Genomic DNA, 13,810 nt, shown 5'->3' with positions numbered 1-13,810 from the left:
CGCCGCCCCTACCCGTCCCGTCCTCGGGGGCGCTGCCCCCGAACCCCCGCTCCTCAAACGCCGGAGGGGCTGATTTTCAGCCCGTTGGGGGTCCCCCCTCTGGGGGAGATTGAGGACGAGGCCCCTTCAGGGCCGAAGCGGGGGTCTGGGGGCGCAGCCCCCAGGTACGGGACGGGTAGGGGCGGCGGGGGCGAAAAACCGACATGATCCCCCGCATGGAACCCCTCCCCCTCACCGGCCTCACCGTCATCGCCCTCGAACAAGCCGTCGCCGCCCCCTTCGCCACCCGCCAGCTCGCCGACCTCGGCGCCCGGGTCATCAAGATCGAGCGCGTGGACGGCGGCGACTTCGCACGGGCGTACGACACCACCGCCCACGGCCTCGCCTCGCACTTCGTGTGGTGCAACCGCGGGAAGGAGTCCCTCGCCCTCGACGTCAAGGATCCTCGCGGGCTCGCCGTCGTACGGCGGCTGATCTCCGACGCCGACGTGTTCGTCCAGAACCTCGCCCACGGCGCCGCCGCCCGCCTCGGCCTCGACGCGGCCACCCTCTGCGCCGCACACCCCCGGCTGATCGCCGTGGACATCTCGGGATACGGGCCGTCGGGACCGTACGCCGGCAAACGGGCCTACGACATGCTCGTGCAGTGCGAGGCCGGGCTGGTGTCGGTCACCGGGACGCCCGAGCAGCCGGTGAAGGCCGGGATCCCGGCGGCGGACATCGCGGCCGGCATGTACGCGTTCTCCGGGGTGCTGGCGGCCCTCGTACGGCGGGGCGTGACCGGGCGGGGCGGGCCGGTGGAGGTGTCGATGCTGGACTCGCTCGCCGAGTGGATGGGGCACCCGCTCCACCATGCGATGCACGACGGCACTCCCCCGGCGCGCACCGGCCTCGCGCACGCCGTCATCTCCCCGTACGACGCCTACCCGACGGCGGACGGCGGCCGGGTACTGCTGTCGGTGCAGAACGACCGGGAGTGGCGGCGGCTGGCCGAACAGGTGCTGGGGCGGCCCGAGTTGGGCTCCGATCCGGCGTACGCGACGAACGCGGCGCGGGTCGGGAACCGGGAGCTGACCGACGCCCTCGTGGCCGCGGCCCTCGGCGCGCTGGAGGTCGACGAGGCACTGGAGCGGCTGGAAAGTGCCGGGATCGCGTGCGCGCGACTCCGGGACGTACAGGAGGTGGCCGAGCATCCGCAGTTCGCGGCGCGGGACCGGTGGCGGGAGGTGGGGTCACCGGTGGGGCCGTTGCGGGCGCTGCTGCCCCCGATCACCCTGCCGGGCGGGGTCGAGGCGCGGATGGGTGATGTGCCCGCGCTCGGGGAGCACACCGAGGCGCTGCTGCGTGCCGTGGGGATGACGGGCGAGGAGATCGCAGCGCTGCGCCGGGACGGTGTGGCCGCCTGAGCACGGGCATGGAACGACGGGACGAACGACCGGACGACAGACAGCAGACGGAGTCGGTGAACCGTTGACGGCGTATGGACGCCGGTACGGTCCGTTCAGCCCGCTCAGCGACCGCCGAACAGGGTGCGGCTCAGGCGGCGCAGCGGGGCGAAGAGCGAGAGCCTGCTGACACGCGTGCCGAGGTCGCTGCGCTGCTTCACGGTGTCCCGCGAGGTGAGTTCGCGCATCAGCGAGGTCGCCTCCGCCGTCTCACGCTGCGGGACGGCGGGTCCCGACAGCACCGAGAGATGGCGGTCGAGGCGCGCCTTGGTCGCACTGCTCCCGCACGTGATCGCAGGGACGCGTGCCCTGCTGTGCATCGTTATCTGTTCCATGTCACTCCCCACCCGTACAAGTCCACCCGGCCCGGGCAGGTTAACCCTATCGCTCCCCCGGGGCACTCGTGTATCTCGGTCACAGGATTCACCTTCCCCACAAGGGCGTTGACGATTACTCTCCGAATCCAACCGATTCCAGGGCGAGTTGGACAACTGGTGCGCTGGTGGGCTGCTCTGAGCCCCCGTCCGGCTCGACGGTCACAGCGAGTGATGTGGCCGACTTGTCGAGACCGGTCGCGACCAAGGGCGTGTCGCCCTTGAAGAGTCCCAGGGAGCGCGGTTGCACATCAGGGCGCATGAGCCACAGTTGGTGCACGCGGTCGCTCGGCAATTCCCCGTACCCACTGAGGGTCACCACCGCGCGCCCCTCGGAGGCGGAGGCGATCGCGGTGATCCCCTGGCCCTTCGCGTCCCGGTCGGTGGTCGATCGCGCGTCGGGAGCCGACAGAACGTCGGCAATCTCACGTGCCTGGGCCTGCGCGGTGTCCAGCTTGTCCTGGGTCTGCGTGTTCTGCACGGCGAACAGCGCGGCGACGACGAGGGCGGCTGCCGCCGTGAGCGTGGCCAGCGGGGCGAACATGGGGCGCACGCGGGGCGCACGGCGGACGGGTGGCGGCTCGGTGCCCCACACGTGCGCCGGCAGTTGGTGGCTCCGCCTGCGGGGCGCCTCGGCGGAGCGGCCGGGGGCACGCACCGGGGAGTGGCCCGGAGACTCCTGCGGAGTCACGCGTACGGCGGACAGGACCCGGTCGCGCATGGCGAACGGGGGCGGCGCGGCCGTGGACCAGGCCAGCCGGACCGCGTCCTCGGACAGCAGCCGCACCTCGGCCGTACAGGCGTCGCAGCGGGCCAGATGCTTGTCGAAGCGGCGCCGCTCGTCGGGATCCAGGGCGTCGAGGGCGTAGGGGGCGGCGAGCGAATGGAGATCCTCGCGGCGGAACAGTCTGCCGAGCACGCTCATGCGACACCTCCCAGGCATTCGCGCAGCCGGGTCAGTCCGTCGCGCATCCGTGTCTTCACCGTGCCCAGTGGGAGCGAGAGCCGCTCCGCCACCTCACGGTATGTGTAGCCGTCGTAGTAGGCGAGGGTGACCGACTGGCGTTGCAGGGTGGTCAGCCGGTCCAGGCAGTGGCGCACCCATTCGCGTTCGAGGCCGGCCTCGACCTCCTCGGCGACATGGTCGAAGGCGGGACGGTGGGAGCGCTCGGCGTCGCGCTGCTCGCGCTCCCCGGCCGCGCGGGCGCTGCGCACCCGGTCGACGGCCCGGCGGTGCGCGAGCGTGAGTATCCAGGACAGGGCGCTTCCCTTCCTGGGGTCGAACCGGGGCGAGGAGCGCCAGAGTTCGAGCAGGACCTCCTGGGACACCTCCTCCGACTGCGCCGGGTCCCGCACCACGCGCCGCACCAGTCCGAACACCGGCCCCGACACGATCCCGTACAGCTCCTCGAAGGCCTTCTGGTCTCCCCCGGCCACGAGAACCAGAAGCTCGTCCGCTCCCACCCGCGTCCCCTCTCTATGGCCGCACACGGCCCCTCCCCGCTCCATCACGCTTGTCACCGTCACCTTAGGCATTCGAAGCGAACCCGTGTCCGGATGGGTACGGATCTGCCGGCCCGGAACGCGGGCCGGTCGCCTCCCAAACGTTTTCAAGAAAGTTTTCAGATTCGACCAATCCGCATCCGGGAGGGCTCCGAATCCTCGTCGTCAGGCAAGTTGACACGGTGAGGACGGACGGTATGACGACAACCATCTCCAAGGGCGGCGCGCGGCGCAGGAGCATCGCGACCCTGATTTGTGGTGCGCTGGCCGCCGGTGGGCTCGCAGCCGCCGGCGTCACCGCGCTCGTACCGGGTGCGGCATCCGCCTCCAGCCACCGCGAGGCTCCGCTGATCTCGGGCACACCGCAGTACGACAACACGGACGTGTACGCGTTCGTGAGCCCGGACAAGAAGGACACGACGACGATCGTCGCGAACTGGATCCCGTTCGAGGAGCCGGCCGGCGGCCCGAACTTCTTCCAGTTCGCCGAGGACGCGCAGTACGACCTCCACATCGACAACGACGGTGACGCGCAGGACGACATCCTGTTCCGCTACACCTTCAAGACGCATGTGAAGAACAAGAAGACGTTCCTGTACAACACGGGTGCGGTCGACAGCCTGTACGACCCGGACCTCAACATCACGCAGACGTACGACATCGAGCTGATCAAGCTCAAGAACAAGCACGAGAAGTACAAGACGAAGATCGCCGACGACGTTCCGGTCGCTCCGTCGAACGTCGGCAAGGCGTCGATGCCGAACTACAAGAAGCTGCGCGACCAGGCCATCCACAAGCTGACGAACGGTTCGACCACGTTCGCCGGCCAGGCCGACGACCCGTTCTTCCTGGACCTGCGCGTCTTCGACCTGCTGTACGGCGGGAACCTCTCCGAGGTCGGCAACGACACGCTCAAGGGCTACAACGTCAACTCGATCGCGCTCCAGGTGCCGACGCACATGATCACGGAGTCGTCGAAGCAGCCGATCGTCGGTATCTGGTCGACGACCCAGCGCAAGAACGCCAGCGGTTACTACTCCCAGGTCTCGCGACTGGGCATGCCGCTCGTCAACGAGGTCGTCAACCCCATCAAGGACAAGGACAAGTTCAACGCGTCCTCGCCGTACGACGACGCCCAGTTCCTGAAGAACGTGACCAACCCCGAGCTGCCGAAGCTCATCGAGGCGATCTACAAGATCCCCGCGCCCAAGGAGCCGCGCAACGACCTGGTGGACGTCTTCCTCAAGGGTGTGAAGGGTCTCAACCAGCCGCCGTACGTGACTCCGGCCGAGGAACTGCGTCTCAACACCTCGATCGCCCCGTCCATGCACCCCAAGCGTCTCGGTGTCCTCGACGGTGACAACGCGGGCTTCCCGAACGGCCGTCGTCTGACGGACGACGTGATCGACGCCTCGCTCCAGGTCGTCGAGGGTGAGCTGGTCGGCGCGAAGAACGACCTCGGCGACGCGGTCGACAAGAACGACAAGAGCTTCGAGAAGTACTTCCCGTACGTGGCTCTGCCGACCGAGGGTTCGCGCGGTCCGCTCGCCAAGGGCACCACCGGCACCAACGACGTCCGCAGCCAGCTCGGTGACGCGCTGCAGCCCGCCGGTACCTCCGGTGGCACCGACACCATGCTGATCGCCGGTTCGGCGGCGGCCGGTGCGGCAGGGTTCCTGCTGCTCACCGCTGGATTCGTGTGGTGGCGCCGGAACATGGGGAACCGGGCTTACTGACCCGCGATCCGTTCTCACCCCCGCATACTGGCGCGGCCCGCTCGTATCCATCCCCCACGGCGCGGGCCGCGTCACACCCGTCAACTCCCGGCCCCACCCGGGCGGTTGACCCGCTTCCCCCGCAGATGACCCGCCCAGGAACCTTGAGGAGAGGGCATGCCCCCGCGTACGAACGACAACGCACCGGACCGCGAGCAGGCGCCGCAGGCGCCACTCACGCGACCGGGCCGTGAGCTCGGCAGCCGGCCGACCGACACGGCGGGGGCGGCCGACATCCTCGCCACGGTGAAGGCCGGCGGCACCGATGGACGCGCCGACGCGGCGCTTCGCGGCCCGGGCAACACCGGGCCGGCCGGCGTCCCCACGGACACGGCCTCGCCGGGCGTGGGCCGCCCGGCCGGCACCACCGAGGCAGCCAAGGCAGGGCCGGACGCCGACCACACACATGCGCTGCCTGCCGGGCCGGCCGACGAGCGCGACGGCTCCGTGCAGGGGGCCGGTGACACGCACACGACCGGGCGGACCAAGAGCGAACCGGGCAACACCACCGAGGCAGCCAAGGCAGGGCCGGACGCCGACCGCGCACACGCGCTGCCTGGCGGGCCGGCCTCCGAGCCGAACAGCTCCGTGCAGGACTCCGGAGTCCTCGCCGCGTCCGCCGCCGGTCGAAAGACCCCGGCGGCCGAAGCCGCTCCGGAGTCCCGGAAGGCGCCGCAGGCCGACCTCGCGCCCAGCACCCGCGAGGCGTCCGCGGCCCCCGGCGCCGAAGCCTCGCCCGAAGGCGCGGGCGACACGGCGGCCGAGGACGCGCCGGACGTCTCCCCCGACCGGTCGTCCCCCACCCCCGCCTCCGACGAGCGGGTCGCCGCTGTCCGGCGGCTCGGGGACTCTTCGCGACGGTGGCGGGCGGTGCAACTCGGCGCCTGTGCCGCCGCGTTGGCGGTGGCGTTCACCGCCGGGGCCGTGGTCCTGGGTGCCGTTCGGGACGGGGGCGGAACCGCCACCGTCGCGTCGGCGCCGGCCGCGATGTCTCCGGCGCTGCTCGCGAGTGGGGACATCGGCGCGAGCATCGCGTCCCTCCAGGCCCATCTCCGGGCGCAGCCCAAGGACTTCGGCAGCTGGGCCACTCTCGGCCTCGCGTATGTCGAGCAGGCCCGTACCAAGGGCGATCCCTCCCGGTATCCGCAGGCCCAGCAGGCGCTGAACCGGTCACTTGAACTGGAGCCCGGCAACGACCCCGCTCTCGCCGGGCGCGCCGCCCTCGCCGCCGCCCGCCATGACTTTCCCGGCGCCCTCAAGTACTCGGACCAGGCCCTCGCGCAGAACCCCTACAGCGAGCGCGCCCTGTCCACCCGTATCGACGCTCTGGTCGAACTCGGGCGCTACGACGAGGCGTTGAAGGCCACCGACGAGGCCGACGCCAAGCGGCCCGGGGTGCCTGTCTTCACCCGGTACGCGTATGTGCGCGAGCTGCGCGGGGACGTCAGCACCGCCCGGCGCGTGCTGGAGCAGGCACTCGACTCCGCCACCTCCCGCGGGGACATCGCGTACGTGTCCACCGCGCTCGGGCAACTCGCCTGGAACCAGGGCGAGTACAAGTCCGCCCTGGAGCACTACGCCCGCGCCCTGGCCGCCGACGACAACTACCTTCCGGCGCTCGAGGGCCGTGCCCGCGCCCAGTTCGCCGACGGCGACCGGGCCGGGGCGATCAAGGGCATGGAGGACGTCGTCTCCCACTATCCGCTGCCCGGTCCGCTCGTGGAACTCGGCGAGCTGTACGAAGTCCGGGGCGGCGAGGGCGACTTGGCCAAGGCCCGCGACCAGTACGCGCTCGTCAACGCCTGGACGGCCATCGCCCGCGCCAACGGCGTCAACGCCGACCTGGACACCGCGCTCGCCGCCGCCGACCACGGCGACCGGAAGTCGGCGCTGCGCGCGGCCCGCGCCGAGTGGGCCCGCCGCGAGACCGTGCACACGGCCGACGCCCTCGCCTGGGCACTGCACGTCAACGGCCAGGACGAGAAGGCGCTCCCGTACGCCCGCCGCGCCACCGCGACCGGCTACCGCAACGCCTCCTTCATCTACCACCGCGGCATGATCGAGCAGGCCACGGGCCACCCGAAGGATGCCCGCGCCTCGCTCTCCGCCGCCCTCGAACTCAACCCCGGTTTCTCTCCGTTGGGCGCCCGCAAGGCCCGTACGGCTCTCAACTCCCTGGAGGCGGCGAAGTGAAGCCCCGTCGTTCGGCCGCCGCCGGTGCCGCCGTGTTCACGGCCGCCTGCGCGCTCGTACTGGTTCCTGCCTCGGCCGCGAGCGCGCATCCGCTCGGCAACTTCACCGTCAACCGGTACGACGGTCTCGTCGTCGCCCCGGGGCAGCTGCGGGTCGCTCATGTCGAGGACCTCGCGGAGATCCCGGCGACCCAGGCCAAGCCCGACATCGCGAAGCTGGGCCTGACCGACTGGGCCGGGCAGCGGTGCGCCACCGCCGCGCGGGGCAGCAAGGTCACCGTCGCAGGCCGTACGGTCCCGCTCTCCGTCGGCAGCGCCAAGGCGAGCGCGCGCCCCGGTCAGGCGGGCCTCAACACCCTGCGCGTGGAGTGCGAACTCACGGCCACCCTCCCCGAGGTCGCCGACGGGGACACCCTCGCCGTCGGGTTCCACAGTGCGGGGATCGAGTCGGGGCCCGGCTGGCGGGAGATCACCGCGCGCGGCGACCGGATGACGCTCGCCGAGTCCGACGTACCGAAGAAGTCGGTGTCCGGTGAACTGACCAGCTATCCACAGGAGTTGCTCTCCTCGCCGGCCGACACCGCGACGGCGGCCGTCCAGGCGCGCCCGGGCGGCCCGGCCCTCGCCGAGAGCGGCGAGAAGGCGGCACCGGCGTCCTCCGTGCTCCCGCGCGGCGCCGACCGGTGGACGCGCGCGCTGGACTCCCTGGTGGCCCGGCACGACCTCACGGTCGGTTTCGCCGCGCTGGCCCTCGTCATCGCGATCTTCCTCGGCGCGATGCACGCGCTCGCCCCGGGCCACGGCAAGACCCTGATGGCGGCCACGGCAGCCGCCCGGGGCGGCAAGGCCCGCCTGCGCGACGTCATGCCGCTGGCGGCCTCGGTGACGGTCACCCATACGCTGGGTGTGGTCGCCCTGGGCCTGCTGGTGACGGCCGGTTCGGCGGCGGCGCCCTCGGTGATCGCCTGGCTGGGCGTGGCGAGCGGTGTGCTGGTGACGGGGGCGGGCCTGACCCTGACACGGCGGGCCTGGCGCCAGCGCGCACACGAGCGCACGCACGTCGCCCCCCAGCCGCACCCTCATCCGCACGACCACGACCACGACCACGGTCACGACCACCCCCACAGCCACACCCACGCCGACAAGGCACCGGAACGCGAACTGGTCCTCGCCCACGCATCGCACGCCCACGCGCACTCGGACACCGCAGCCACCCCCGCACCCGCTGCAGCTCCCGCACATGTGCACGACCCCGGGCATGACCATGACCACCAGCACGACCACGGGCACGGGCATGAGCACGGCCACGACCACGACCACCACAGCCATGACCACAAGGACAAGCACAAGCACGACCGCACCACCCTCGAACACGCCCACGGCGGCTTCACCCACACGCACGACATCGCACCCACCCTGCGCGGCACGATCCTGCTCGGGTTCGCCGGTGGGCTGGTGCCGAGTCCGTCGGCCGTGGTCGTGCTGGTCGGGGCCGCCGCGCTGGGGAAGGCGTGGTTCGGGTTCCTGCTCGTGCTGGCGTACGGGGTCGGGCTCGCGCTCACCCTCACCGGGGCCGGATTCCTCGTCGTGCGGCTGGGGAGCGGGGCCAACCGGCTGCTGGACCGGCGCCCGGGGCTGGCCGGCGGTCCGATGCTCGCGCTCGTCCGGCGTACCGCGCCGCTGGCGTCCGCGTTCCTCGTTGTCGCACTGGGAGCCGGATTGGTGCTCAAGGGGGCGGCATCCGCACTCGGCTGAGCTACTTTTGGTAAGAAATCAGGCGGAGTGCAGAAAATCGGCGTGCAATGAGACCGAATCCGTGAACGCGCGGCTGCGATGGGGGGACGTCCGTGTCCGAGGAACCGGGCAGTGAACGTGTGATCGCGGGCCGCTACCGGCTGCTCTCACCGCTCGGCGAGGGCGGTATGGGCACGGTGTGGCTGGCCCGCGACGAGGTGCTGCACCGCGAGGTCGCCGTCAAGGAGGTGCGCGCGCCCGCCGGACTGGCCACCTCCGAGGTCGAACGGCTGTATGCCCGACTGGAGCGCGAGGCCTGGGCCGCGGCCCGCGTCTCCAACCGGAACGTCGTGACGGTGTACGACGTGGCGACCGACGGGGGCCGGCCCTGGATCGTCATGGAGGTGGTCCGCGGGCTCTCGCTCGCCGATCAGCTGGACGCCGAGGGCCCGTTGTCCCCGCAGCGGGCCGCGCACATCGGCGCCGAGGTGCTCTCCGCGCTGCGGGCCGCGCACGAGGCCGGAGTGCTGCACCGGGACGTGAAGCCGGCCAACGTACTGCTGTCCAACGACGGCCGGGTGGTGCTCACCGACTTCGGGATCGCGACGGTCGAGGGCAGTTCGGCCCTCACCATGACCGGCGAGCTCATCGGCTCCCCCGAATTCCTCGCGCCCGAACGGGCGTTGGGGCGCACCCCCGGCCCCGAGTCAGACCTGTGGTCGCTCGGTGTGCTGCTGTACGCGGCGGTCGAGGGCAACTCGCCCTTCCGGCAGAACACCCCACTCAGCACCCTGCGCGCCATCGTGGACGAGGAGTTGCCGCCGCCGCTCCGGGCGGGGCCGCTGACGCCCGTCATCGAGGGGCTGCTGCGCAAGGATCCGGCCGACCGTCTTCCCGCCGGGCAGGCCGAGCAGGATCTGCGGATCATCGGGGCCGGAGGCGCCCTGCACGCGGACACCCTCCGGACGGCCCCGTACACGCCGCCGATCGCGGCGGCCTTCCCGCAGCACCCGGCGACGCCCCCGCAGCCGATGCCCGTTCCCACGGCCGCGACCGGGCCCGTGCCGCCTCCCTCGGACACTCCCCCGACCACCCGCCCGGGCGAACGGGATCGCAACCGCCGGGCGGCCGTCGTCCTGGTCGCGGGCCTCGCCGCCATCGCACTGGCGATCGCCGGACTGACGTACGCGCTGCTGAACCGCGACAAGGGCGGGGACGGTACCGATGCCGGCGCCGGCAGCAGCACACAGCAGAGCAATCACGGTACGGGCGCGGCGAGTTCACCGAAGAACAGCCCCAGCGACTCCGGCGACGAGGAGACGAGCCCCACTCCGAGCAGCAGTGACAGCGAGGAGACCTCGCAGCCGCCGCAGACCGTGGAGGTCGACGTGGTCGGAACGGGCACCGACTACTCGGGGACCTGTCCGCCGCCCGAAGCCCAGGCGCCCGCCTTCACGGCGACGTTCACGGTGGGCAACGTGCCCACGAAGGTCTTCTACCGCTGGGTGACGGAGACGGGCAAGGCTCCGGAGGAGGGCTGGCGGACGCTGTCGTTCCCGGCGGGCGGCGGGAAGACCAAGGAGAACAAGGTCTTCGTGACGACGTACGACGAGAGCGGGACGATCGAGAACGCGATCGGCGTGGAGGTCCGCGACCCGGTGAGCGTGAAGTCCAACTCCGTGCCGTTCTCGGTGACCTGCGAGACGGGGACCCCGACGGACGGGGTCCCCTCTCCCGCTGTCACTCCCTCCGGTACGCCCTGAACGGACGCCGGTCGGGCAGTCAGGCTGTCAGGCGGCGCTGGTGAACGTCGGCAGATAGCCGCCCGACTGGCCGGCGGCCGTCGGGTGGTAGGACTCGCCGATGTTGAGCAGGTTGAGGCTGTGCAGCCACGAGCTGCCCGAGCAGAGTTCGTGACCGGTGAAGGCCGCCTTGATGTCACCGAAGGTGAAACCGTGGTCGGCGGCCCTCTTGGCGAGCGCGCTGTTCAGGTAGTCGGACGCGCCGTTGATCGCGGAGCGCTTTGCCTCGGAGAGGCCCAGGCAGGTCTGCCCGAGCTTGTAGAAGCGCGGGTAGCCCAGGACGACCACATGGGCGCCCGGCGCCCGGGAGCTGATGGCGTCGTACACGGCGTCGAGCTGACCGGGGAGGGTCGAATCGACGTACGCCCGCGCGGTGTTGATACGGGCGAGGCAGGAACTGTCGGACTGGAGCACACAGGTCGACATGACGTCGGCGAAGCCCGCGTCGTTGCCGCCGACGCTGATCGAGACGAGGCCCGTGGAGGCGCCGAGCGGGGTCAGCTGGTTCGCCAGAACATCACCCGTTCGGGCGCCCGAGCAGGCCGTGAAGTTGAAGCTCGAGGGTGAATGGGCGGCGGCCCAGAGGTACGGGTACGCCTTCGTGCTGCGCTTGCAGTCGCCGCTGGAGCCGATGTAGCTGCCCGAGCCGACCCCAGAGGAGTAGGAGTCGCCGAGGGCCACATAGCCGGTGGGGGCGGCGAGTTGGGACGCCTGCGCCGATGTTGCCCCTGTGAGGGCGGCGGCGCCGGCGAGGAGGAGCGAGATCATGCATGCCGTGATTCGGGAATGTCTCATGAAGCCTCCATTAGCAGGATCTCTGCCACAACGTTCGTATCAACTACGCGTGTTGACCGGAAGTGTCCATGCCAAGACTTTTCCGCCACTAAAGGGGTGGATCACCCGCACCCACATTGCCTTCGATTGCCTGCTCATGACATGCATGTGACAAGCCGCTCAGCCCCTTGAGCAACTCCCGTTCATGACCGAGCCTTTACCTCAGCCCGGGCGGAACGCGACGCTCCGGGTTGTGCCCGCACCCGCGGGCATCCCCCACAGACGCGCCCCCACCCAGGCGTGTGCTGCCCCAGAGGAGGACTCCCTCGTCATGGCACAACTGCGCAGCAAGAAGATCAGGACCGCCGCGACCACCGTCGCCGCAGCCGCCGCTCTCGTCGGCGGATTCACCGCGCTCCCCGCCCAGGCAGCCCCGGCACCCGCCGAGGGCAAGGTGCTGGCCGCCGGCTCCCCCACAGCCGTCAAGGACAGCTACATCGTCACGCTCAAGAAGACGGCGGGCCTCAAGTCCGCGTCGAGCGCCGGCAAGAGCCTGATCAAGGAGTACGGCGGCACGGTGAAGAAGACGTTCAGCACCGCGCTGAACGGCTACACGGCGACCCTTTCCGCGGCCGAGGCCCGCAGACTCGCCGCCGACCCCGCGGTGGCCGCCGTCGAGCAGAACCAGACGGTGCACGTCGACGCCACGCAGTCCAGCGCCCCCTGGGGCCTCGACCGCATCGACCAGGCCGCCCTGCCGCTGTCCGGCACCTACACCTACCCGGACACGGCCGGCGCCGGGGTGACGGCGTACGTCATCGACACCGGCGTACGCATCACGCACTCCCAGATCAGCGGCCGGGCCGCCAACGGCTACGACGCCGTGGACGGCGACAGCGTCGCGCAGGACGGCAACGGCCACGGCACGCACGTCGCCACCACCATCGCGGGGTCGACGTACGGTGTCGCCAAGGCGGCGAAGATCGTGGCGGTCCGGGTGCTCGACAACGCCGGCTCGGGCACCACGGCCGGTGTCATCGCGGGCATCGACTGGGTGACCGCCAACCACAGCGGCCCCTCGGTCGCCAACATGTCCCTCGGCGGCGGCGCCTCCACCTCGCTGGACACCGCGGTCTCCAACTCCATAGCCAGCGGCGTGACCTACGCGGTCGCGGCCGGCAACAGCAGTGCCAACGCCTCCTCCTACTCCCCCGCGCGGGTCGCGGCGGCCATCACGGTCGGCGCCACCACCAGCACGGACGCCCGGGCCAGCTACTCCAACTACGGCTCGATCCTGGACATCTTCGCCCCAGGTTCCTCGATCACGGCGGGCTGGAACACCAGCGACACCGCGACGAACACGATCTCGGGTACGTCGATGGCCACCCCGCACGTCGCGGGTGCGGCGGCGGTCTACCTCGCGGGCCACACCTCGGCCACCCCGGCCCAGGTCGCCACGGCCCTCACGGGCGGCGCCACCACCGGCAAGGTCACCAGCCCGGGCACCGGCTCCCCGAACCGCCTGCTGAAGCTCGTCTCCTGACACCCGTCCCACACCGGTAACCCGCCCATCCCGAACGGCAGTTCCCCGGAGGCAGTCGGCGCCTCCGGGGAACCCGTCCGTTCACCTCTTCGTTCCCCTCCGGGGAACGCCGTGTACGCATTCGGGCCGGGTGGCGCAGGGTTGCGCATCTTGACTCGTCCGTCCCGCTGCGCGACATTGAAGCCCGGCATCCGGCGCGTCGGGGGGCAAAGTCGCCCATGCGGACCATACGTATCAAGCCGCCTTCGTCCGGGAGCGGACCTGGCGGCGGTCAGTCTTCGGAACAGGGCCTGGGAAAGGACCTGTTCCCGCTGCTCACGGGCGTGGTCGTGGCCGTAGCGGCCTTCGGCGCGGCCCTCGCGCTGACCGACACCGCCTCGCCGCTGCGCGGCCCCCTCACACTGTTCTTCCTTCTCGCCGCGCCGGCGGTCGCCGTGGGAGCCGCGCTGCGCGGACTGGAGCCGTTCGGCAGGATCGTGACGTCCGTGGCGGCGGCGGTCGCACTCGATCTCCTGGTCGCCCAGGGCATGCTGGCGACACACCGGTGGTCGGTCCGCGGTGGCGTCGTGGCCGTGACCGTGATCAGCGCGCTGATCCTCCTGCTGGTTCTGGCTCTGGTTCCGGTACGGCGACAGCGCGGCCGTACGGCGAGAAGACGGACCCCCTGA

The 13,810-nt window shown here is 71.2% G+C and carries 11 protein-coding genes; 7 read left to right on the top strand and 4 right to left on the bottom strand.

From position 1 onward, the window contains the following. Positions 1-203: 203 nt before the first annotated feature. Positions 204-1,406, top strand: coding sequence for a CaiB/BaiF CoA transferase family protein (locus ACW4TU_RS36315; RefSeq protein ID WP_457420318.1), 1,203 nt, complete (start codon positions 204-206; stop codon positions 1,404-1,406). Between the two features lie 104 nt (positions 1,407-1,510). Here ACW4TU_RS36315 and ACW4TU_RS36310 read toward each other — a convergent pair whose 3' ends face one another. The 3 genes from ACW4TU_RS36310 to ACW4TU_RS36300 form a co-directional block, all read right to left on the bottom strand. Then, a complete protein-coding gene (locus tag ACW4TU_RS36310; RefSeq protein ID WP_389357649.1) occupies positions 1,511-1,780 on the bottom strand; it encodes a hypothetical protein in 270 nt (89 codons plus the stop codon). Positions 1,781-1,895: 115 nt separating this feature from the next. Beyond that, on the bottom strand, positions 1,896-2,744 hold the full coding sequence (locus ACW4TU_RS36305) for an anti-sigma factor (protein WP_457420316.1): 849 nt from the start codon (positions 2,742-2,744) through the stop codon (positions 1,896-1,898). Next, positions 2,741-3,283 carry an ECF RNA polymerase sigma factor SigK gene (locus ACW4TU_RS36300; protein WP_164317835.1) on the bottom strand — a complete coding sequence of 181 codons (543 nt, stop codon included), beginning with the start codon at positions 3,281-3,283 and terminating at the stop codon, positions 2,741-2,743. The genes ACW4TU_RS36305 and ACW4TU_RS36300 overlap by 4 nt, the downstream gene beginning before the upstream one ends. 236 nt (positions 3,284-3,519) lie before the next feature. On the opposite strand from ACW4TU_RS36300, the gene ACW4TU_RS36295 reads away from it, so the two are divergent. The 4 genes from ACW4TU_RS36295 to ACW4TU_RS36280 all read left to right on the top strand — a co-directional run bounded on the left by ACW4TU_RS36295 (position 3,520) and on the right by ACW4TU_RS36280 (position 10,786). Continuing rightward, on the top strand, positions 3,520-5,058 hold the full coding sequence (locus ACW4TU_RS36295) for a DUF4331 domain-containing protein (RefSeq protein ID WP_457420314.1): 1,539 nt from the start codon (positions 3,520-3,522) through the stop codon (positions 5,056-5,058). A 156-nt stretch (positions 5,059-5,214) separates the two neighbouring features. Next, positions 5,215-7,290: a tetratricopeptide repeat protein gene (locus ACW4TU_RS36290; RefSeq protein WP_457420312.1), complete on the top strand. Its 2,076-nt coding sequence runs from the start codon at positions 5,215-5,217 to the stop codon at positions 7,288-7,290. Continuing rightward, a complete protein-coding gene (locus ACW4TU_RS36285; protein WP_457420310.1) occupies positions 7,287-9,044 on the top strand; it encodes a nickel transporter in 1,758 nt (585 codons plus the stop codon). The genes ACW4TU_RS36290 and ACW4TU_RS36285 overlap by 4 nt, the downstream gene beginning before the upstream one ends. A 92-nt stretch (positions 9,045-9,136) precedes the next feature. Next, positions 9,137-10,786 (top strand): serine/threonine-protein kinase, encoded by a 1,650-nt coding sequence (locus ACW4TU_RS36280; protein ID WP_457420308.1) that lies wholly within the window; start codon positions 9,137-9,139, stop codon positions 10,784-10,786. 27 nt (positions 10,787-10,813) lie between these two features. Here the strand turns inward: ACW4TU_RS36280 and ACW4TU_RS36275 are convergent, their stop codons facing one another. Beyond that, positions 10,814-11,620, bottom strand: a complete 807-nt coding sequence (locus ACW4TU_RS36275; protein ID WP_457420306.1) for an SGNH/GDSL hydrolase family protein — start codon at positions 11,618-11,620, stop codon at positions 10,814-10,816. Positions 11,621-11,930: 310 nt separating this feature from the next. Here ACW4TU_RS36275 and ACW4TU_RS36270 point away from each other — a divergent pair, with 310 nt between their 5' ends. Together ACW4TU_RS36270 and ACW4TU_RS36265 are read left to right on the top strand one after the other, a co-directional pair. After that, complete coding sequence (locus ACW4TU_RS36270) at positions 11,931-13,142, top strand: S8 family peptidase (RefSeq protein ID WP_457420304.1); 1,212 nt, start codon at positions 11,931-11,933, stop codon at positions 13,140-13,142. 218 nt (positions 13,143-13,360) lie between these two features. Beyond that, positions 13,361-13,810 carry a hypothetical protein gene (locus tag ACW4TU_RS36265; RefSeq protein WP_457420302.1) on the top strand — a complete coding sequence of 150 codons (450 nt, stop codon included), beginning with the start codon at positions 13,361-13,363 and terminating at the stop codon, positions 13,808-13,810.

The organism is Streptomyces kryoterrae, from assembly GCF_054072135.1.
This window is presented reverse-complemented; position numbering and strand designations above follow the sequence as displayed.

Excerpts from the sequence above, each read along its gene's own strand:
- ACW4TU_RS36310 (WP_389357649.1), bottom strand. The coding sequence starts at position 1,780 with ATGGAACAGATAACGATGCACAGCAGGGCACGCGTCCCTGCGATCACG.
- ACW4TU_RS36315 (WP_457420318.1), top strand. The coding sequence starts at position 204 with ATGATCCCCCGCATGGAACCCCTCCCCCTCACCGGCCTCACCGTCATC.
- ACW4TU_RS36305 (WP_457420316.1), bottom strand. The coding sequence starts at position 2,744 with ATGAGCGTGCTCGGCAGACTGTTCCGCCGCGAGGATCTCCATTCGCTC.
- ACW4TU_RS36270 (WP_457420304.1), top strand. The coding sequence starts at position 11,931 with ATGGCACAACTGCGCAGCAAGAAGATCAGGACCGCCGCGACCACCGTC.
- ACW4TU_RS36275 (WP_457420306.1), bottom strand. The coding sequence starts at position 11,620 with ATGAGACATTCCCGAATCACGGCATGCATGATCTCGCTCCTCCTCGCC.
- ACW4TU_RS36295 (WP_457420314.1), top strand. The coding sequence starts at position 3,520 with ATGACGACAACCATCTCCAAGGGCGGCGCGCGGCGCAGGAGCATCGCG.
- ACW4TU_RS36290 (WP_457420312.1), top strand. The coding sequence starts at position 5,215 with ATGCCCCCGCGTACGAACGACAACGCACCGGACCGCGAGCAGGCGCCG.
- ACW4TU_RS36265 (WP_457420302.1), top strand. The coding sequence starts at position 13,361 with ATGCGGACCATACGTATCAAGCCGCCTTCGTCCGGGAGCGGACCTGGC.